Genomic DNA, 19,064 nt, shown 5'->3' with positions numbered 1-19,064 from the left:
TCCCACGAAAGGTGCAGAATGATTCGATGGCTGTTCAAGACCCATGTTTACCTGGGGACGGCTTTGGCGCTGCCGTTGATGATCATTGCCGCAACCGGCATCCTGCTGGGCTTCTACGACGAGCTTCGCTACGCGGAGTCGCCGTATCGCCTGAACCGGGCGGTCGAAGCGGGTTTGCCCCCTGCTGTCCTGGAGCAGCGCATCGCGGCCGATTATCCGGACTATCGGCTGGAGGTGCTCTATTTGCCTACGGCTCCGGAGCGCGCCGCCCGGGCCAAACTGGTCGGGCCGGACCGGCGTCTGGCCTTCATCCATCCCGGAACCGGTCAAACCTTGGCCATGCGCGATGCCGCCGAACAGGACGGGCTGGATTTTCTTTACGCCCTGCATCGCGGCAAGCCCTTGGGACTGACCGGGCAAATCCTTGCCAGCGCCGCCGGGGTTTTGGTTCCCATCCTCTGGGGTGTCGGCCTCCTGCTCCGGCAACGGCGCCCGACCTATCGTACCGGGAGGTGGGACTCGCTCACGATCCGGGGCCTGCATCGGGGACTGGGTTTGATCGTAGGTGGTTTCCTCGCCGTGCTGGCCGTTATGGGAAGCCTTCTCAATTTTGCCGGGCCCTTGAAACAATGGCTGGACCCGCCGCCCCGGCTTGCCGGCAGCGAGCCGACGGTGACGACGAAAACTCTTGCCCGCCACGTGTCCAGCGCCACCAGCGCCTATCCCGCGGCGCCGCTGGAGCGGATCTATTTCCCGGCGGACGGAAGCACGCCTTGGCAGTTCCGGTTTCGTGACGGCGGCTGGGCTTATCTCGATGCCGGCGGCCGGGTGCTCAAGATCGCCACGCCTTTTTCTCACTGGACCCATCTTTTGTATCCGCTCCACAGCGGTCGGCTGTGGGGAACGTACGGTCCCAAATTCACGGCCTTGTTCGGGATGGTACTGCTCGGATTGAGCGGGAGTGGACTCTATCTGTACTGCCGACGGCGCAGAGCAAATGAGCGTTCCACTCAAAACGGACAATTCGGGGCTCGTCGCGGCATATTTAAATGGTGAAAATATGATTGAGAATGATTATTATTAAAGTCGCATAGGAACTGCAATTACTGCCGTAAACGATTCCTCCGAGAAAAATTCATGAATGGCCAAACCATCTGCATGCACCCGATAGGCTTCCTTGCGCTTCCGTTGGTGGTGATGATCGCGACCGCCGCTTTCGCCCAGACCCGTCAGTACTTTATTGCTGCCGAAGACGGTATCTGGGATTTCGCGCCGTCAGGGAAAAATCTGGTCCACTGTCATCCCGATGCTGCGCCCTGCGAGATACCGGAGCCATGGACCAACAGTCACAGCTTTCCGGTCACCCGGTTCATCCAGTATCGGGACGCCGGCTTCAAAAGTCCGGTGCCGCAGCCGGAGTGGCTGGGCATCCTGGGACCGATCATCCGCGCGGAAGTCGGAGACACGATCAACGTCCGCTTTTGCAACCGCACTCAGGGAGCCGCCGGCATGCACCCCCACGGCCTGCGCTATACCAAGGATCAGGAAGGGGCCCATTACTTCGGAGCGAATTCCGGCGCCGAGCCCGGCAGCGGGGCCGAAGTCATGCCGGGTCAGTGCTTCGACTACACCTGGATTGCGGACGGAGACAGTGGCCCGGCGGGCGGCGAACTCAGCTCCAAGGTCTGGTGGTATCACTCCCATATCGGCGAACCCACGGATACCAACAAGGGGCTGTTGGGTCCAATCATCGTCACCCGCAAGGGCGAGGCCCGCCGCGACGGCCGCCCGAAAGACGTCGATCAGGAGTTCGTGACCGCTTACTTTATCTTCGACAAACTCGGTGGGGAGGAGCCGGGCCTGATGCACAGCATCAACGGGTACGTCTTCGGCAACCTGAAAGGATTGACGATGCGCGACGGCGAAAAGGTGCGCTGGCACTTGCTCGGGATGGGCAATGAGGTGGACCTGCACACGCCGCACTGGCACGGAAAGACCGTCACGATCGGCCGCCGCTCGGCCGCGCAACGGACGGATGTCGTTCAATTGCTCCCGGCCGGCATGGTGACCGCCGACATGAAAGCCGACAACCCCGGTGAATGGCTATTCCACTGCCATGTGGCGGATCACATCGATGCCGGCATGTTCGCCACATATCAGATTCTGCCAAAGGGCAACGAGTGAACTCTTCGTCAGATGACTGCCGACTGGCGTCGTACTGCCAGCGCGGCATAGACCGCTGCAAGACGGGCGATGGGAATGCGGAGGGGGATGAGGACACGGAATCCAGTCCGGTGTCGTCGGCAAAACCGGATGGAGGTGGAATGGCCGCCCTGTTCGCCGCGGCGGATGCCGATCACGAGCTGCGGGTTGATCTTTCGGCTCCATTCCACCGCCGTTTGCATCAACGTGCCGACGCCGGTCGCACGATCGGCTTCAGCTTGGCATCATCGCGTTATCGGTTTTTCGCTATATCGAAGTCAGGCGCGAAAACTGACCGGCGAGAGCGATCACGGCACGGTCGTCAGCTTTCCGGAGACGCGGCGGATGTCGCCTCGACAATCTTTTTGAGCTTCCATTCGCGGTGTTTGTTCATGATGTCGACGACTTCCAGGGGATCGTCAGTAATCGAGATTTGGGTCAAATCGGCTTTGTCGACCAGTTGATTGGCGAGGACCGTGTTATTGATCCAATCGATCAGTCCTTTCCAATAATCCGAACCGAACAAAATCAAAGGCACGGGATGGATTTTGTGCGTTTGCATCAGAGTGAGCGCTTCGAACAGTTCGTCCAGGGTATTGAATCCGCCGGGAAAGCAGACATAGCCCATGGAATGTTTCACGAACATGAGTTTACGCACGAAAAAGTAGCGAAATTCCAGCCTGAGGTTTTGATAAGAATTCGATTTCTCTTCGCCGGCGATGTTGAGTCCGATCGAGCGCGCTTTCTTGAGACGGGCGCCTTTATTGGCGGCTTCCATGATACCCAGTCCGCCGCCGCTGATGATCGCGTAGCCGTGGCTCGCGAGAACCTCGGCCACGGTTTGTGCGGCCTGATAGTACGGGCTGCTCGGCTTGATCCGGGTGGAGCCGAAAATCGATACGGCAAAGCGAATATCGGAAAGCTTGTCGAAGCCTTCGGTGAACTCGCTGATGATTCTGAACATGCGCCACGATTCGCTGCCTTTGAGATCTTCGATCATAAACCTGTCCTGGGATTGAAAAGGATGGGGCTTTAGAAGTATGGCAGCGAATGGCGAAATTTCACCGACATCCCATTGCAGGCATAAGCCGGGATTTTCGTGCAAGTGCTTGTCGCGATGGAACGTTTCGGTCCGAGCGAAGGCCGAATGCGGAGGCTTTTTCCGTTGATTAGCGGCGCATCCGGCCAAAGCCCTCAGACCGTGATCAGAAGGCGTACGGAATCCAAGCGCAAATGCGCTCCTTGGATGCAATTGTTCATCTCGATGGCGTTCTCCTTGAGCTGATCCAGCTCTTCCTGGCGCACGTTCGGATTGACCCGCCGCAGGGCTGCAAGGCGCTTGAGTTCGGTCGTCATCGTATCGAGCATTCTTTTTGCACTTTCGCCGATGACGCCGGGCATTTGCGCTCGCGCCTTCTTTTCGGCATTCTGGATTAACCGATTGATGAGCTTTTGTCGGCTTTTAACCAATCCCAGCGCGTGCTCGCGATCGAACTGCTGGGGCTGTTCGGCAAGACTTTCGAAGGGTAGGGCACTGAGATCGTTGCCGTCCTGGTCGAACAGGAAACGCAGCACCGTGGGCGGAAAGAATCGGCCGATCTGCAAGCGTTTCGGTGCGGTGCATTCGACCAGATAGACGGTTTCGAGCAGCAGTTGCCCGGCCTCCAGTTCGGGGTTCCGGACCAGACTCAGCGCGGCGTTGCCGTGCTCGCTGTTGAGGATGAGGTCCATGGCGCCCCGAACCATCGGGTGCTCCCAAGTCAGGAACAGCATGTCCTCTCGCGCCAGACCGATACTCCGGTCCAGCGTGACCGTCACGCCGTCTTCGGGCAATTCCGGGAACTGGGTGCGCATGTGCTCGCCGGGCCTGAGGATGTGGCAATGATCCGAATGTTCCTCGACGGCAACCCCGTAAGCGTCGAACACATCTTCCAAATAAGGCCAGAGATCGTTTTCGCGATCCGTCTCTTCGATGAGCCGGACCAGCCGCTCCGCGGCGTCCCTGCGGCACGAGTTCAGTTCCAGAAGCCGATCACGGCCCTGATGCAATTCCTCCTGGATCGCATCGGCCAGCTTCCGAGCCCGCTCGACCAGTTTCATTTCGCCTTCGGGATCGGGCGCCTGCAACAAGGCGGTAAGCTGTCCTCCGAGTCGGCCGAACACGGGAAGTCCCGCCGGGCTGGGCTGGCTGAACGCATTCAGTCCCTCGTTATACCAGCGGAACAAGATGCTTTGAGCACTGCGCTCGAAATACGCGACGTGTATGCGAATGGTTTCGGACTGCCCGATGCGGTCGAGACGGCCGATTCGCTGCTCCAGCAGATCGGGGTTGAGCGGCAAATCGAACATCACCAGATGATGGGCGAATTGAAAATTTCGTCCTTCGCTGCCGATTTCCGAGCATACCAGCGCCTGAGCGCCGTTCTCGGTATCGGCGAACCACGCCGCTGCCCGGTCGCGGGCGACGATGCTCATCTGCTCGTGGAAAACCGCCGCGCGCACGCCCCGGACTCGAAGCGCGTCCTCCAAATCGGTCGCGGTTTTGGCTTTTGCGCAAATTACCAGCACCTTGGCCGACTTGAGATTCTTTATGGTTTCGACCAGCCACTCCACCCGGCTGTCCAGACGCCACCACTCGGCGTCATCCTTGCGACACCGGGCGTACAGGGTTTCCGGGTGCAGAAGGTCCTCGATCTGGGGTTGAGTCTCGGTCAGCAGCCGGCTGTAGGCCTCGGGCAGCGGCAGGGGATGAGCGATCAGCTCCCGCCCGGGAAAACCCTTGACCGTGGCCCGGGTATTGCGGAACAGGACCCGGCCCGTGCCGTGGCGGTCCAGAAGGAGCTGAATCAGCTCGCTGCGCGCATTCTCCGTGCGTTCCGGATCGTCCAGCCGGTCCAGTAAATCGTCCGCCAAATCCTGCGAGATGAGGGATTTCAGTTGGCTCAGGGTCTCCCGGTCGAGCTCCGGATCGTCCAGCAGATGGTTGATCACGTCGGCCAGCGATTCGTACTGCATTTCCTCGAACTGGAACCGGTCGTAGCTGTAGAAGCGGTCGGGGTCGAGCAGGCGCAAGCGGGCGAAATGGCTGCGCTTGCCGAGCTGCTCCGGTGTCGCCGTCAAAAGCAGGAGGCTCGGCACCGATCGGCCCAATTGCTCGACAAACTGATATTCCGGACTGGCTTTCTGTTCCGACCATTGCAGGTGGTGCGCCTCGTCGACCACGCACATGTCCCACCCGGCGGTGAGCGCGGCTTCCTGGCGTTCTTCGTCGTCCATGAAGAAATCGAGGCTGCACAGTACCAGTTGTTCGCTTAGAAAGGGATTGCCGTCTTCGACTTGCCAGAAACGTTCCTCGTCGAACAGGGCGAAGCGCAAATTGAAGCGCCTCAGCATCTCCACCAGCCATTGATGCAGCAAGGGCTCCGGCACGATGATAAGGATGCGCTCGGCGCGTCCGGTCAATAGCTGATGGTGGATGATCAATCCCGCTTCGATGGTTTTGCCGAGCCCGACCTCGTCGGCCAGCAATACGCGCGGAGCTTGGCGATGAGCGACTTCGTGGGCGATGTATATCTGGTGCGGAATGATGCTGGTGCGCCCGCCGAACAAGCCCCGCACCGGAGACTGCTCGAGTTGGCCGATTCTTCGCAGCGTTTCATAGCGCAATCGAAACAGCCCGGAAGGGTCGAGTTGGCCGGTGAAAAGCCGATCCTGAGGCTTGTTGAACTGCATGAAATGGTTGAGATCGACTTCGTCCAGGGTTCGCGAAGTGCCGTCCTCGGCCACGCCTTCGTACGTGATCAGGCCATTTTTTTCCCGTACTTCCGTAACCTTGAGTTTCCAGCCGTCCGCGCTTTCGATGGAATCGCCCTTGGAAAATCTCACCCGCGTCAACGGCGAGTTGTCGACCGCATAAGTGCGGCGTTCGCTGCTGGCGATAAAGAGCAGAGTCACACGGTTGTTTTCGACGTTCAACACAATGCCCAAGCCCAGCTCGGGCTCGGTCTCGCTAATCCAGCGCTGTCCAGGGACGAAAGTCGGCAACGTTATTTCTCCTCAAGGCGTAACACGGAATCACAATTATAGGATTGTAACAGGGCGGTCCGAATTGCCGGTTACGGCTCCTGCCTCCAATATGAGCGGGAACGGGTGCCCAAGTTTCCGACAAGTTTCGGAGTTTGACGACGGCGACCCGAAGCGGCCGTGAGCGAGTGACCGAAGGTCGTTCTGGCCGCGGCGGACGCTTTTTCGGAGATCGTGAACGGAAATAGCGTGAAGGGCGGGGCTTTTGTTGTTCGATTCGGATGTTCTTACCGAGAGGGCAGGCGGCCGGCCCCTCCTACTCGCCTTGCTGGGCATCGCTTGGCGCGGCTTCGTCCGACCGTTGTCGAGGCTTGCGAACGACGGAAAAGTGCGACCTGGCGATGGCCCTGCTATCGCCGGCGCGCACTCTATGTTCGACCGTGTAGGTGCCGGACTTCATATACGAAGGGACGGTCAGTTCATTCGTGGCCGTGTTGGTACCGGTTCTTGCCAGCTTGAAATCGGAGCCTTCCTGGCCGATTCGCCTGCCGCCCGCCTTCAGCGCCCAGCTGAGTTCGACTTCCGCATCACGGGTGCCGGCGGGAAGCGTCAACTCATACGTCGTGATGAATTCCACCCGTTCGCCGGGGTTGACCTGGCGTGGAGTCGACCTGGCGCTTTCGATCTTGACCGCTGTTTTATCCGCTACCGGAGCCGGTTGTTCGGCTGCTCCTGCATTCGTCGCCTGAGCACCCTCCGCCGTGGCCTCTTTTGCTTGGGCGGCCTGGGCTTTGCGCGAAATCAGTTGTCGCCTGAGGGTTTGCACCTCTTCGGTATCGCCCAGCGTCGCCGCGGCTTGATCGATATAGACTTGCGCCTTATCCCATTCTTCTCGATTGAGGGCTCGCCATGCGCGTCCGACGGTTCTGCCGGCGGCTTGCTTGCGCCGGTCGCTTTCCTCCGCGTCGGATATCTCGGCATCACCCTGTGCTTCAGGGGTTTTTGGAGCACTCGGCGATTGAGCGGCTTGCTTGTGATCGGGAGAAATCGCCGCAGTCTGCTCGGCGGACTTTTGTTCGGCACTGGCTTTGGAGCGCCCCTTTTCGGCTTCGGCTCTGCGGGTGTCGAGCTCTTGGCGCAAGCTTTCGGCTTCCGGCAGAACAATGGCGACTTCGTCGATACGCGTCTGCGCAAGCTTCCAGTCCCGGCGGTCCATGGCTTCGCGGGCCGGCTGGGCGAACCGATCGACGATTTCTTGGATGCCTTGCTTTGCCTGCGGCTGGTTGGGATCTAACGCGAGCACCGAGCGATATTTGGCGAGGGCATTGTTGTCTTTGGGGCTGATGAGGCGGCCCGCCCTGATGTCCTCGCCGGCCCGAGCCAATAGCTCGAACAGCGCGTCGATCTCAGCCGCGTGCTGCTCGGAGCCCGCTTGGGCACCGGCATTTTTTTCGACGGCCGATCCTTCGGGCGGCGAAGGCGGAGTGGCCGGAGCGATTTCTTGCGGCGCGGTTTCCGCGGATTGATCAATACCGGCCGGATCGTTTTCGCGAACGGTTTGCTCGGCGTCCGACGATGCGGTTGCTTGCTCGTGCTCCGAGAATAGGCCGCGACTCAGCCAAACGAGTCCGGCGGCGACGATCAGCACGATTGCCGAGATGGCCGGAATGCGCGAGCGAGCGGCATCGGATGTCGGCCGGCGCGCCGGCGCATCGGCCGGGTTGGCGGCCACGGTTTCGGCTTTCACCTCCGGCTGCTTAGGCGCAGGCGCATCTTCGACGGGAAGCTCCGGCGCCAGGGAAAATTCCCGCCGCCATGCGGCGATACTCTGCGGGCGCTTAGGCGGATTCAAGCTCAGGGCGTGGTCGACCGCGCGAAGCAAGCCTTCGCTGTAGCGAGGTCCGCCGACCTGTTTGGCGGAAACGAAAATTTCTTTCGAGGCCAAGATGATGCTTTGGCTGCGTTCGAGCGCATCGGGCGGGGCAATGCCCGCGATGCTCCGATAGAGCGTCGCACCAAGGCCGTAGATATCGGTCCATGGCCCCAGCTGATCGCCTTTCCCATAGTACTGTTCAATGGCGGCGTAGCCGGGGGAAAGCATGCTGGGGAGGGCCTGTGTTTTTTCTCCCAGCGACTGACGCGCAGACCCGAAGTCCAGCAGCACGGGACTCCCGTCCTTCCGGAGCAAGATATTGGCCGGCGTGATGTCGCAATGGATAAAGCCGGCGTTATGTATTTTCTCCAGGCCATTCAGGATAGGGATCAAGAACCTGAGGAGTTCGCCTTGCTCCAGGGTCCTGCGGCGCTCGAGGACGGCGTGCAGGCTTTCGCCCTCCTCGTAGCTCATCACCATGTAGGCGGAATTATTGGCGACGAAAACGTTGAGCACCCGGACGATGTTGGGATGCTCCACCTTCGCCAGCATGCGCGCCTCGTTGATGAAAAGCTCCAGTCCCGCGAGATACTGCTCGCCGCAATCCTCCGTGGCCGGCCGGATCAAAGCGGCGCCGTCTCGAACGGCAAGCTTTACCGGGAGATATTCTTTGATGGCAACGTGACGCTCAAGAATGGAGTCGTGGGCGAGATAGGTGATTCCGAAGTTGCCCTGACCCAGAACTTGTTCTATGGAAAACCACTGCAGGCGATAGCCTGGATTGAGTGCATTCTGGCGCATATTCTGTGGCATAGCAGTGCAGACGAAAGCGGGGCTAAGCGGCTTCTTGCGAGGCGTGAGACGAGGATGGCGGGCGAGTAAATCGAGTAGCCCCCGGAATCGTCGGGTTTTACATTGTGCCGATTGGAAAAAGATAAGGCAACCCGGAATGGCGAAAAGTCAAGTGTGGCGTGGCGTACAGCCCGTTCTCCGTTGTGTCTCAAACGCCGGCGAGTAGGGCGCAATAGCGGTCCCGCCTATTGCGCCGCAGAAGCGATGATTGGAAAAGCCATCGTAAATCCGATGTTCCCACGGTCTGCTATTGTTCCCTGGGTTATTGGCTTTTCGGATGATGAATCCCGATGCCCGATTATCGACGCTACCGCGTACCCAATGCCGTTAAGTTAAGGCGAATGACGCCACCCCGGCAGGGAATGCCGGGGTCCAGAAGCCATGGATGGCAGAGGCGTGTCACTTCCCTGTGCTCTGGATTCCGGCAATCCCTGCCGGAATGACGGCTTAACTTAACGGAATTGACCGCGTACCCGGCGGAACCTATTTCTTCACCGTCAATCTGCTCGAACGTTACCCGAATGATTGGCTCGTCCGGCACATCGACCTGCTTCGATCTGTGATACGGGCGGTTCGAATCAAATGGCCATTCCATATCGACGCCTGGGTAGTCTTGCCGGATCACCTGCACGGCGTGTGGACGCTGCCACCCGGCGATGACGATTTCACCAATCGATGGCGATTGATCAAACAAGGCTTCTCCAAAGCCTTGCCATCGACCGAACGGCGCTCAAAGGTTCGCGTTGCCCGTGGCGAACGTGGGATATGGCAACGCCGGTTTTGGGAACACGCCATCCGCGACGAGGAGGATTATTCGGCTCATGTGGATTATTGCCACATCAATCCGGTGAAACACGGTTATGTCCAATGCGTGTCGGAGCGGCCGTATTCGACGTTTCACCGGTACGTCGAACGAGGTGTGTATCCGTTAAATTGGGCGGGTGGGCCGGAATCCGATATGGATGTGGGCGAGCGGGTTTGAAACCCATTCGGCGCATTACGCTAAAGCTAATGCGCCCTACGCGGGCTGGTGTGCGTCTGGCCTTTGTGGGTAAACAGCGTTCATGGTTGGAGACGTGCCTAACGTTAAAGCTCAGCCGACGTCGGCTGGAGCGACTTGTTGGGTGTATGCTCTGAATTCATTGACGATGCTTCTGATTATTGCCGAATCCTTATACTCAATAGACTGATCAAGGACTGCGTTTGGAAGGCCCTGAGTAGCAAAATATGGCGCCTCAATGAATGGGATGTTTTTTGCCGAGCAAGCCTTTTTTACCTCGGTTCTCGAAAATTCGTATACAGCACTCTTACCTGTAGAAAAAATCACAGCGCCGACTCTACTTGCCACATTCAATCCAAATATTCCGGATACATGAGACAGGATTTCATTTTCTTGTACAGCCGCCCTTAACGAATCTTTATTTTGTAGAGCATTAGGGATCGGTTTGGGTAGTGCGTTTGTAAAAAGAATCGGAGACATTTCGGCCTCAACGCAACTCTGCCGAAAATGCCCCTTCCAATCAGTTAATCTTTGAATGAAGCCATATGCTCGATTCCAAAACGCGGACCCCGATGACACAGTTTCATCATAGAGGCTGATTCCTGGAATAATTTCTGCTGATCCATTGTTTTCCCTCCCAAAAACCAAAATCAAAGGGAATTGCTCTTGTTCGGTACGACCAACTGCAACTACTGCGTAATCTATGGGCAAGATTTCGGTCATAGATTGCTTACACCCAACGACGGAGTTCAGGCGCGCCGCTTTTCGGCGTCGCCTGGAACGATTTATTAGCGGTCACGGCTTGACCTCCGTGACGATAGATTCTGGCGGCAATAGACCGAGTGGCGTGTAAAAGTGGCTTACAACGAGCGCCCAAACGCCCCCACTCGCGATCTCAAGGTGGGACATATCTGTCGCGGACAAGACCAACCCTGAGGTGATATGCGCGAGGCCCTTGTTTGCCGTGTGTAGAATCCCTGCAAGTGCTGCTTCTGCTTCAGATTGCCCTCCTTGATACCGAGATATTGCCTCTTGCGGCGTAACCATTGGCAATGGTCCGTTTGAATTGGAGAAGTGCTCAATTACCACATCGTCTTTCTTGGTCTTTTTAGGATCTCGGCAGATGAGCTTTGTCGAGTCTCTAGGATCTGCTTTCAGGCCAAGAAAGTCCAAAAGTGCACGACAATGAATGAGACCCGCTTCAAGCACAGGATTTGTGAATGCATTCGAGTTACCCGTTATCCTGAGCTTTTCATCGAAGTAGATCTTCATGGACTTTGGTGCATCCCAGGAGCTTCGAAGGCGGACAGCGATATTTGCTGCATCTACGGCCTGTAGCCGATATGGAATGATGCGATTGATTATGTCGTCGTGACTGAACATATTTGACCGCTAACAAGTGAATAATTGGACCTGTATATCACGCGGTTCCAAGGTGATATACAGAAGACTGATCCCTGATTATGTAATACGGGAGCCACGATTACTCAGGTAAAGTCAAATCATCACTGTAAGCATAAAACGTCGCGAAACTATGTTTAGTAAGGCGGAATAGCCTACCCGCGTATTCCAATCGCAAACGGTCGCTTCGGGAGCGCCGAAGCGCCCCTTCCAATCGCAAACGGGCATCCAGGGAGCGCCTGGATGCCCCTTCCGCCGAATGATTCACTTCCAATCCAGCTTGTCGCTCCAGGTCAGGTTGTCGTCGACCCAATAGCCGAAAATCCTTTTGTCGTCGCCGGGGGCGGGTTTGAGGTCGAGGACGAACAGGGCGCGGCCGACGCTGCGGCGGCGGTAGCTGGGTTTGGTTCTTCTCAGGAGCTTGAGGAGCCAATGTCCGGCGTTCTTTTCCACGACCTGGTCGCGCCAGGTGCCGAAATTGATGTAGGTATAGTTTCGGCCCTTGTCGACATCCGGTTCTTCTTCCAGGGGATTATGGGTGTGGCCTTCGCCGTGGATGTGGAATCCGTAGATTCGATTTTCGGGCAGGAAAGCCGGGAATTTCTTCATCTCTTCGAAAGTGACCGCCTCTTCCCGGTGGTGGCTGCGGAACCAGGCGAGTATTTTCATGAACCATTCGATCGCCTTGAGTTCGAGCGTGCGGTGCAGCTTGCTCGCGACACCTAGCCACCAGCGCAGAAATTTCAGGCCGATGCGCCGTTTCCGGGGGGAGCTTTCATAGGTGAAGTCCCAGCTCAGCCACTCGGATACCGAGTCTTGCAGGAGCTTTTCTATGGTGCCGGCGAGGTCGGGCCGCTCCTTGAGCTTCCGGGTTTCTTCGATGATGCGTGAAACCGCCGCATAGCTCGGCCGGTAAAGATCGAGTTCGTCGAGGACTTGTTCCAAACGGGTCACCCCGAGGCTTTTCGCTTCCGCCCGTGCTATGCGTTTCCTGTCCTCCTCGGCCAAGGCTTGCTTCGCTTTCCAGATGAACCCGGACAGAACGCCCGCCGCGACCGTATCGCCGAAGCAGGGATCGGTGAACGGCCGATAGCGGAGTTGCCGCCAGGTCTCGATCTGCCAGCCGTTCTCGATGGACCATTCCGGAAGGGCGCGGCAATTGTCCCCATCGCGCCACTGGCCGTGGGTGACGAACAGGCGGAAGCCGAGGTCCGCATAGTAGAACGGAAACCAGGGGGCGCTGTCGGGACTCTTGAACAGGTTTTCGTCGCCGTACATCCGTCCGACCTTCAGTCGATAGTCTGCCGGAATGTCTTTCAGCGTCCAGCCCAGGCATTCTTCGTAAAAGAGCTTGAGCGCATCGGGCGCGGACAGGATTTCCTTGTCGTGATTGCCGAGCAGCACCAGGACGTCGACCTTTTTGACGCCTTTGGCCGTGAGCGTGGCCGGCAATTCCTGGAGCATTCGGAAAAACTTGCAATGCCCGCCGGCATGCCCGTCGTGCTGGTCGACGATCCCTTGCATGATCGTTTTGACAATGGCGGGAAATTCCGGATGATCGCGTTCCCAGGGGTAGACTCCTCGCTCCGCCCAGTGCTTGGTGCGGATCATGTCCACCACGTCGCCATCCAGGACGAACACCAGTTCCTCGATTCCTCGGTCTTCGCACAGGAGAGTGATCTCACCGAAGAAATCGTCCCAGTCGTCGCGGCTTTGCACGCCCACCGTGCCGTCGGTGAAATGCACGTCGCTGATGCAGACGCACAGGCGGTTCGGCCTGTTCGGGTCGCTGATATCGATTTCGTGAAAGAATTCGAGCGCTTCGGATTGGCTCATGATCGGTCCTCCGGGGTTTGTTGTTATTCGTTTTCAGTCCCTGAGGGATGGCCCTGGCTTTCCCTGGCGCGGGCGGAGCGGTTCGGGGCTATCCGTACACGTCGTACAATTCGCCGAGAACGAACCGGGCGAAGCGGGCGACGACCTTGAGTTCGTCGGTCACGGTTTGGGTTTCCGTCGCCCGGATGCCGCCGAGCCAATCCTTGACGCCGCCCATCGACAAGCACAGCGTTCCGGTGCCGAGCGGACTCCCGTCCGCCGCAAACAGGTGCGCGGAAACGGTGGACAAATCCCGCCACATGTCGGGACCCGGATCGTCGTGCAGAATCTGCTCCGCAACCAGCCTGTAACGCCGGTTTTCGCTCTCGAAGCGGAGTTCGTAACCGATGCGCCGGGTTCGATTCGGCAGGCTGGTCAGGGAAAAGCGGCTATCGGCGAGCAACACCATCGGCCCGAAAGCGGGGCTGCTCAGATGGCCGGTGATCCGCGCGGCGTGCTCGGGATCGGCGAGAAAAGCCTCGAGATCGGCGATGTGGATGCACAGCTCGATCTTCAAATCCTGTTTCGATTCCGGTTGCCGTGCCAAGGAGATTTTTCCCTGAAAACACTTCCGGAAGCGGATTCCGGGCACGGGATCTTTCATGCGCGAGGGATTGCTCTGCGCTTCGGCGGTCGTTCCGGGTATCGCGCGCAGATAGGATTTTCCGTCGGCATAGCCCATTTCGATCAAAGTGGCGTGGTCGATCTTGCCGAGATATAGGTCCGGGTCGAGCGGCAAGGGATATTCCGGCTTGACGACATGAACCCGGATCGCACGGGTTTGGCCGTAGGGGCTGTCGCCGTGTTCGATCCGCCGGTTGATCTCTCGGACGGCCTCCAACTGGCTGTTCAGGGCGGCGTTGGCGCTCATTTCCAGCATCTGGACGTACAGATGCAAGGGGCCGCCCCGATAGGTGCCGGTATTGCCCAAACCCCACAAGACCCAGATTTCCTCCGCGCCGTTTTTCACCGTTTCCGTCAGGTTCGCGTCCTGCACGAAGCCGGTATCCAGGTAGATGCCGCCGTCCTTCCGCACCGGGGGAAAAACGCCGGGCAGGGACATGCCGGCAATGATCATGTCTTCGTCGATGTCCCGGTGGGATATCACCTTGACCGCCTTGTTCGCGTAATCCAGGACGTTATAGCTGGCGGAGAGCGAGTCGACGGCGCGGATACGGGCGGTATCGATGCCGAAATGTGGCAGCACTTTGGTGCGAAACCCTTTCGAATCCCCCAGTCCTTCCAGGTTTTCCACATTCAGATAATCCCTGAGCGGCAGGAAGGCGATGGTGTCCTTGAGATTGAGCGTGCGCCAGCGCTGGCAGATTTCGGCCGGCTTCAGTCCGGACAGCAGCATGGACATGTTCAGGCTGCCGCCGGACGTGCCGTCGAAGTATTGAAACTCCAGGCCCGCCTCTTCCAGAGCGAGCAGGATGCCCGCCTGATAAGACAATCGAAGACCGCCGCCCGGAAGGACCAGTGCCCGTTTCGGCTGTCCGGACTTCAAGGGGGCGGTTAGCGGAACCGTGTTGGCTGAGTTCATGGCCGGCCTCCTCAGCAGTTCAGGTTGCCGAAGGTCTGTCCGACGATGGGAGCGGTGGGGGCGGGCGGCCAGGTTTCGTCCAGGGGCAGGTTGATGACGCTTTCCATACCCTCGGGTGCGGTCGTCGGCGGCTGGTCTTGGTGCAAGAACCAGCAATCCATATGATCGTCCAGAGTGCCAACGGCATTGGGGATGAACGCCGTCATCAGCGGCTTGTCTGCGATTTCCAGGGTTTTCAAGGGTTCCGCACGCGGATGGTCGCCCAGCACCAGTCGGGCTTTGGCCCAGTTGAACAGGCATAGGCCCGCTTTACCCTGGAAATAGATGTAGGACTTCATCAGCATGCCGCGGAACGCGCAGTAATTGACCGTGTTCATGTTCAGCGGGAGGGGCGTAGACGAGGGCCGGCCGATTTCGATATAGGTCACCAGTTTGCCGTCGAGATCGTACTGGCTGCTGACGGTGTCGTCGCCGATCTTGAAATCGAGGTTGGCCTGATGTTTCGGCATGCCCCAGATTCCCTTGCCGCCCTTTACCGAAATCTTGGTGGATACCGGCAAGTCGACCACGTACTGCCCGCTGCCGAACCAGTTCATGAACAGCAGCGGCAACAGCGACGGCGCGGGTTTCAGGCCATGGGTGCAGGCGATGCCTATGCTGTATTCGACGTAGGTGCCGATATTGGTGCCGAGATAATTGATGACGGTGACGACCAAAAAGCCCTTGCTGCCCACCCGCAGCGGATGGACTTCCGCCGGCAGCAGAGCCTTCGCCTTGTCCGGGTTGATCGGAAAGACCGCCATGAGGACGGGCGAGGGCGCACATTGAACGGGCAGTTGGAAAGGGATGTTGTCGACCAGGGAGTGTTGCCCCGAGATGGCTTTGATGCGTTTTGGAATACCCATTGTGATTACCTTGTTGTTGTTCGTTATTTGGCTAGTTCTTGAATCATTAGAGGAAATACGTCGGTGGCGGCGTTCTTGCCCATGAAAACATCCAAATGGCTGTATTCGGGCAGCACGTGCAGCGCGTGAAAACCCGGCCGCAGCGCGTCGAAGTATTGCCAGGATTTTCTCTGGCTTTCCGGCAGGAAACAGCGGTTCTTCTCGCCGGCGAAGAATACGAAGCGCGCGTCGGTTTTCGGCGGTGAAGCGGCGAAATCCGACGGCAAATCCGGCAGGCCGTCGACCGAGACCAGGTTGCCTTTTTTGACGCAACGGGCCATTTGCTTGAAAAAGCGTAGCGGCACGTTGCCGAACTCCTGATTGATCCAATCCTCGTGGACCAGGTCGGTCAGGTTTTCGTGCCGCCACAGTGCGGGAAATCCGCTGCCGTAGGTGAAGCTGACCATCTTGCACACGGTGCTGTCGCACTCGTGGTGGACCAGCTTCACCAGGCCGGTAATGGTTTTGGCGATCAGGGTCGGCGCCTCGACGCCCCAATGCGGATTGACGTAAGGGGTTAGTGCGTTGACCACGGGCACGGCGAAATTCAGCTTGAATTCCGACCAGTCCGGGACCACCGGATGCAGCGACACGGCGTTGCTGACGATGGTGGTGACTTCCGGCACCAGTCCGGCGATAGCGGACATGGTAAAAGTGGTCGAGCCTTGGCAGTGGATGATGGCCTTGACTTTCCGCTGCCCGGTCTCTTCCAGGATCTTGCGCACCGCGTGAGGGTGGTCGTAGAGGGCGGCGTGATCCAGAGTCCATTCGTTGGGAGGGAAGTCGATGCTGGCGCGCCAATTTTCCAGCCAGACGTCATATCCGGCTTCCACCAGCGCATCGACGACGGTGGTCTGGCCGGGCGCGCGGAAAATGTTCGCCCGCACCCCTGCGCCATGCACCACGATGACGGGCTCCCGCGTGGGAGCCCGGTCCGCCGAGCGGACGTTGATGAGGTTGAGGGCCAGCCCGTCGCCGGCCGTGAACGGTACGATGCGTTCCGTCAAAGACATGGGACGCTCCTTCCCCGAAGGCGGGGTTCAGGGTTGGATGAAATCCGCGATGCGTTCGGCCAGCGCGGCAATCGTGCGGGACGGGTTGAGGCCCACCGCCCTCGGAATGATGGCGCCGTCGGCTACGTACAGCCCCGGATAGCCGAATACCTCGCCCTTGTGGTCGACCACGCCGTCGGCGATGCTGGTGCCCATGCGGCAACCCCCCAAAGGATGCGGCGTAATGAGATCTTTTAGGATTTCCCAGGTCGCCGGGACTATGGCCGTGCCCCCGGTGGCTTCCGACAGCGTCTTGTGCATGTCGATCAGCGCCTGAACCGCGCCCTCCGATTTCTTGATGTTCCATTCCAGGTCCATCTTGTGGCGGAACGGCGGAATCCAGCTGCGGGAAAGTTTCAGCACACCGTCCGAGGCGTCGACCGCCTGGCCGAACCAGGGCATGACCGCAGACAGCGGATCGCTGCCTTTGTTGAGGGATTTCAGAACCGAGAAGAAATGGCCAAAGTGGTGATCCTTGCTCAAATCCTGAAGGGAATCCTTGAGCAGGTTGGGGAAACCGCCATCCTGCACCCAGAAGCGTTGTTTACGGAAAAAGCCGTCCAGGAAATCGATGGCGCTGGTGATGGTGGGGCCGCGGGTCGGCGAAATTTGGCGGTTCTCATAAATTGCCGGAGTCAGAAAATCGCCGTTGGAACTCCAGCCGACGCCGAGCATCGGGCTCAGCTCGGGCAGGGTGCCGTACTGATCGCGGCAGCGCAGCAAAAGCTCGTTGCTGCCCATGGTACCGGCCGCGACGATCACTTTCTTTGCGTTCAAATGGCCGGGAACCAGTTTTTTCTTCTTCGTGTCGATCACGTCGAAGTCGACCCGGTAGCCCGTGTTGCCGTGCAGGGGGGTGATGCGCTGAACCAGGTGCAGGGGCTTGACCTCCGCGCCGTGCTTTTCGGCGAGAGGGATGTAGTTCAGGTCCAGTGTGTTGCGGGCCTTGACCTGACAGCCGATGTCGCAATTGCCGCAGTGAACGCAGGTCCCCTGTTCCAGGCCGAATGCGTTGACGTGCGATTTCGAGTGCTTGTCGTCGAAGGCGTCGGGCTTGTCGTAGCTGAACTCGGGATCGAAATTGACGGCCAGCGGCATTTTGCGAAAACGCGCCCTATAGCCGCAATTTTCCGCCGCTTCTTTCATGAGCTTCATTTTCGGCGGCCATTGATTGTCCGGCACTTCCTGGACGTTGAGCATCTTGCCGGTTTTTTCGTAATAGGGCTTCAGTGCGTCGTAAGTGATTTCCGCCGGCCAGCCTGATTCGAACGCGAACGGTTCGGCCTCGACGAAGATATTCGCGTAAATCAGCGAGCCGCCGCCGACGCCGCAGCCCTGGGCTACGGCCATGTGCTTGTAGAATCGGATGTCGATCCAGCCGTTGTCCTTTTCGGGTTCTTCGTGGGACCACCACCAAGCGTCTTTCGGCCCGCGCGGATAATCCTTCACATCCCAGCGGCGGCCGCGTTCCAGAATGCAGACTTTCATGCCTTTTTCCGCCAGACGGCAGGCGGTGACCGCGCCGCCGAAGCCGCTGCCGATCACGATCACATCGTAATGCAAAGTGTCGTCGACATTCTTGTCGAAGACCTGCCTACCGAATTTCGGGATGACGTAGGCATCCCACAGCTTGCCGGCGAAGAATCGGCCGAACTTTTCGACCGCGGCGGCCTTTTCGGCCAGGTTTTCGGCGTTCGGCACTTCGATGGTCGACAACAGGTCGGCCAACTGTTTGATGCCCAAGGTCAGAATGCCCGCGCCTATGACCGGGCCGGTCTTGTCCTTGCCCCGATGCAGCGTGGTATAGAGGGTCGTGGTGTCGGACCACAGATCGAAACCGGAATCGTCTCTCACGTCTTTATGGCCGGCGAGGTAGTAGTCTTCGCCCTGATTATGGAAGGCCAGTTCGTAGACCATATAGGTCATGTCGGGGTTGTCGGTGGGCTTGAACAGGTTGAAGACCCCGGTGGGCGCCTCGATGCCCATGCCGAGCGGCGCGAAATCGATGGTGCCTTTCAGAGAGCCTAAATGATCGGGATCGCTGACGAAACGGTCCAAATCGTCGATACCGACCTCCGCGTGCATGGCCAGAGTGGTCCCGTCCTGTTTTCCCCGCTGCGCGCCTTCCGCGGTATCGCTCGCCCCCAAAGCAAAATACCCCGACATGGTTTCCTTAAAGGTCAAGGATAAGATCGTCATCATTATTCTCCTTCTCGTTATGGATGATGAATGTATTGTTATAGGTCGGCCCGGAAATGCTTTTTCGGCATTAAGGGTAATCCGATTTAACCCCCGAGTC

14 protein-coding genes are annotated in these 19,064 nt (G+C 58.6%); 3 read left to right on the top strand and 11 right to left on the bottom strand.

Annotation, left to right across the window (positions count from 1 at the left end):
* Positions 1 to 18 precede the first annotated feature (18 nt).
* Together ACWJJK_RS17915 and ACWJJK_RS17910 are read left to right on the top strand one after the other, a co-directional pair.
* Positions 19 to 1,056 carry a PepSY-associated TM helix domain-containing protein gene (locus tag ACWJJK_RS17915; protein WP_133716729.1) on the top strand — a complete coding sequence of 346 codons (1,038 nt, stop codon included), beginning with the start codon at positions 19 to 21 and terminating at the stop codon, positions 1,054 to 1,056.
* A gap of 81 nt (positions 1,057 to 1,137) precedes the next feature.
* On the top strand, positions 1,138 to 2,184 hold the full coding sequence (locus tag ACWJJK_RS17910) for a multicopper oxidase domain-containing protein (RefSeq protein WP_245245497.1): 1,047 nt from the start codon (positions 1,138 to 1,140) through the stop codon (positions 2,182 to 2,184).
* Between the two features lie 8 nt (positions 2,185 to 2,192).
* Here the strand turns inward: ACWJJK_RS17910 and ACWJJK_RS17905 are convergent, their stop codons facing one another.
* The 4 genes from ACWJJK_RS17905 to ACWJJK_RS17890 all read right to left on the bottom strand — a co-directional run bounded on the left by ACWJJK_RS17905 (position 2,193) and on the right by ACWJJK_RS17890 (position 8,899).
* Positions 2,193 to 2,405: a hypothetical protein gene (locus tag ACWJJK_RS17905; protein WP_086134964.1), complete on the bottom strand. Its 213-nt coding sequence runs from the start codon at positions 2,403 to 2,405 to the stop codon at positions 2,193 to 2,195.
* A 119-nt stretch (positions 2,406 to 2,524) separates the two neighbouring features.
* The gene (locus ACWJJK_RS17900; RefSeq protein ID WP_077730405.1) at positions 2,525 to 3,202 is read right to left on the bottom strand and encodes an LOG family protein; all 678 of its coding nucleotides are present in this window, start codon (positions 3,200 to 3,202) and stop codon (positions 2,525 to 2,527) included.
* Positions 3,203 to 3,396: 194 nt separating this feature from the next.
* Positions 3,397 to 6,246 carry an RNA polymerase-associated protein RapA gene (gene rapA, locus ACWJJK_RS17895; RefSeq protein WP_210023831.1) on the bottom strand — a complete coding sequence of 950 codons (2,850 nt, stop codon included), beginning with the start codon at positions 6,244 to 6,246 and terminating at the stop codon, positions 3,397 to 3,399.
* Positions 6,247 to 6,541: 295 nt separating this feature from the next.
* On the bottom strand, positions 6,542 to 8,899 hold the full coding sequence (locus ACWJJK_RS17890) for a protein kinase domain-containing protein (RefSeq protein WP_434111650.1): 2,358 nt from the start codon (positions 8,897 to 8,899) through the stop codon (positions 6,542 to 6,544).
* A gap of 511 nt (positions 8,900 to 9,410) precedes the next feature.
* Here ACWJJK_RS17890 and ACWJJK_RS17885 point away from each other — a divergent pair.
* Positions 9,411 to 9,932 carry an REP-associated tyrosine transposase gene (locus ACWJJK_RS17885; protein WP_454129052.1) on the top strand — a complete coding sequence of 174 codons (522 nt, stop codon included), beginning with the start codon at positions 9,411 to 9,413 and terminating at the stop codon, positions 9,930 to 9,932.
* 111 nt (positions 9,933 to 10,043) lie between these two features.
* Here the strand turns inward: ACWJJK_RS17885 and ACWJJK_RS17880 are convergent, their stop codons facing one another.
* The 7 genes from ACWJJK_RS17880 to ACWJJK_RS17850 form a co-directional block, all read right to left on the bottom strand.
* Positions 10,044 to 10,673, bottom strand: a complete 630-nt coding sequence (locus tag ACWJJK_RS17880; protein ID WP_434111654.1) for a hypothetical protein — start codon at positions 10,671 to 10,673, stop codon at positions 10,044 to 10,046.
* Positions 10,674 to 10,745: 72 nt separating this feature from the next.
* Entirely contained in the window at positions 10,746 to 11,222 is a 477-nt protein-coding gene (locus tag ACWJJK_RS17875; RefSeq protein ID WP_434111656.1) for a hypothetical protein, read from the bottom strand.
* A 393-nt stretch (positions 11,223 to 11,615) separates the two neighbouring features.
* Positions 11,616 to 13,187, bottom strand: coding sequence for a hypothetical protein (locus tag ACWJJK_RS17870; RefSeq protein WP_434111658.1), 1,572 nt, complete (start codon positions 13,185 to 13,187; stop codon positions 11,616 to 11,618).
* Positions 13,188 to 13,275: 88 nt separating this feature from the next.
* Positions 13,276 to 14,769, bottom strand: coding sequence for a patatin-like phospholipase family protein (locus ACWJJK_RS17865; RefSeq protein WP_454128332.1), 1,494 nt, complete (start codon positions 14,767 to 14,769; stop codon positions 13,276 to 13,278).
* A gap of 11 nt (positions 14,770 to 14,780) precedes the next feature.
* On the bottom strand, positions 14,781 to 15,674 hold the full coding sequence (locus ACWJJK_RS17860; RefSeq protein WP_156879630.1) for an acetoacetate decarboxylase family protein: 894 nt from the start codon (positions 15,672 to 15,674) through the stop codon (positions 14,781 to 14,783).
* 23 nt (positions 15,675 to 15,697) lie between these two features.
* The gene (locus ACWJJK_RS17855; RefSeq protein ID WP_156879629.1) at positions 15,698 to 16,726 is read right to left on the bottom strand and encodes an esterase/lipase family protein; all 1,029 of its coding nucleotides are present in this window, start codon (positions 16,724 to 16,726) and stop codon (positions 15,698 to 15,700) included.
* Between the two features lie 27 nt (positions 16,727 to 16,753).
* Positions 16,754 to 18,967, bottom strand: coding sequence for a GMC family oxidoreductase (locus ACWJJK_RS17850; protein ID WP_347258553.1), 2,214 nt, complete (start codon positions 18,965 to 18,967; stop codon positions 16,754 to 16,756).
* Between the last annotated feature and the right edge of the window lie 97 nt (positions 18,968 to 19,064).

The organism is Methylocaldum gracile, from assembly GCF_053646815.1.
Note: the sequence above shows the minus strand (reverse complement) of the source record. Positions and strands in the feature narration are given on the sequence as shown.

Excerpts from the sequence above, each read along its gene's own strand:
- ACWJJK_RS17855 (WP_156879629.1), bottom strand. The coding sequence starts at position 16,726 with ATGTCTTTGACGGAACGCATCGTACCGTTCACGGCCGGCGACGGGCTG.
- ACWJJK_RS17865 (WP_454128332.1), bottom strand. The coding sequence starts at position 14,769 with ATGAACTCAGCCAACACGGTTCCGCTAACCGCCCCCTTGAAGTCCGGA.
- ACWJJK_RS17870 (WP_434111658.1), bottom strand. The coding sequence starts at position 13,187 with ATGAGCCAATCCGAAGCGCTCGAATTCTTTCACGAAATCGATATCAGC.
- ACWJJK_RS17910 (WP_245245497.1), top strand. The coding sequence starts at position 1,138 with ATGAATGGCCAAACCATCTGCATGCACCCGATAGGCTTCCTTGCGCTT.
- ACWJJK_RS17860 (WP_156879630.1), bottom strand. The coding sequence starts at position 15,674 with ATGGGTATTCCAAAACGCATCAAAGCCATCTCGGGGCAACACTCCCTG.
- ACWJJK_RS17880 (WP_434111654.1), bottom strand. The coding sequence starts at position 10,673 with ATGACCGAAATCTTGCCCATAGATTACGCAGTAGTTGCAGTTGGTCGT.
- ACWJJK_RS17875 (WP_434111656.1), bottom strand. The coding sequence starts at position 11,222 with ATGAAGATCTACTTCGATGAAAAGCTCAGGATAACGGGTAACTCGAAT.
- ACWJJK_RS17890 (WP_434111650.1), bottom strand. The coding sequence starts at position 8,899 with ATGCGCCAGAATGCACTCAATCCAGGCTATCGCCTGCAGTGGTTTTCC.
- ACWJJK_RS17915 (WP_133716729.1), top strand. The coding sequence starts at position 19 with ATGATTCGATGGCTGTTCAAGACCCATGTTTACCTGGGGACGGCTTTG.
- ACWJJK_RS17850 (WP_347258553.1), bottom strand. The coding sequence starts at position 18,967 with ATGATGACGATCTTATCCTTGACCTTTAAGGAAACCATGTCGGGGTAT.
- ACWJJK_RS17900 (WP_077730405.1), bottom strand. The coding sequence starts at position 3,202 with ATGATCGAAGATCTCAAAGGCAGCGAATCGTGGCGCATGTTCAGAATC.
- ACWJJK_RS17905 (WP_086134964.1), bottom strand. The coding sequence starts at position 2,405 with ATGCAAACGGCGGTGGAATGGAGCCGAAAGATCAACCCGCAGCTCGTG.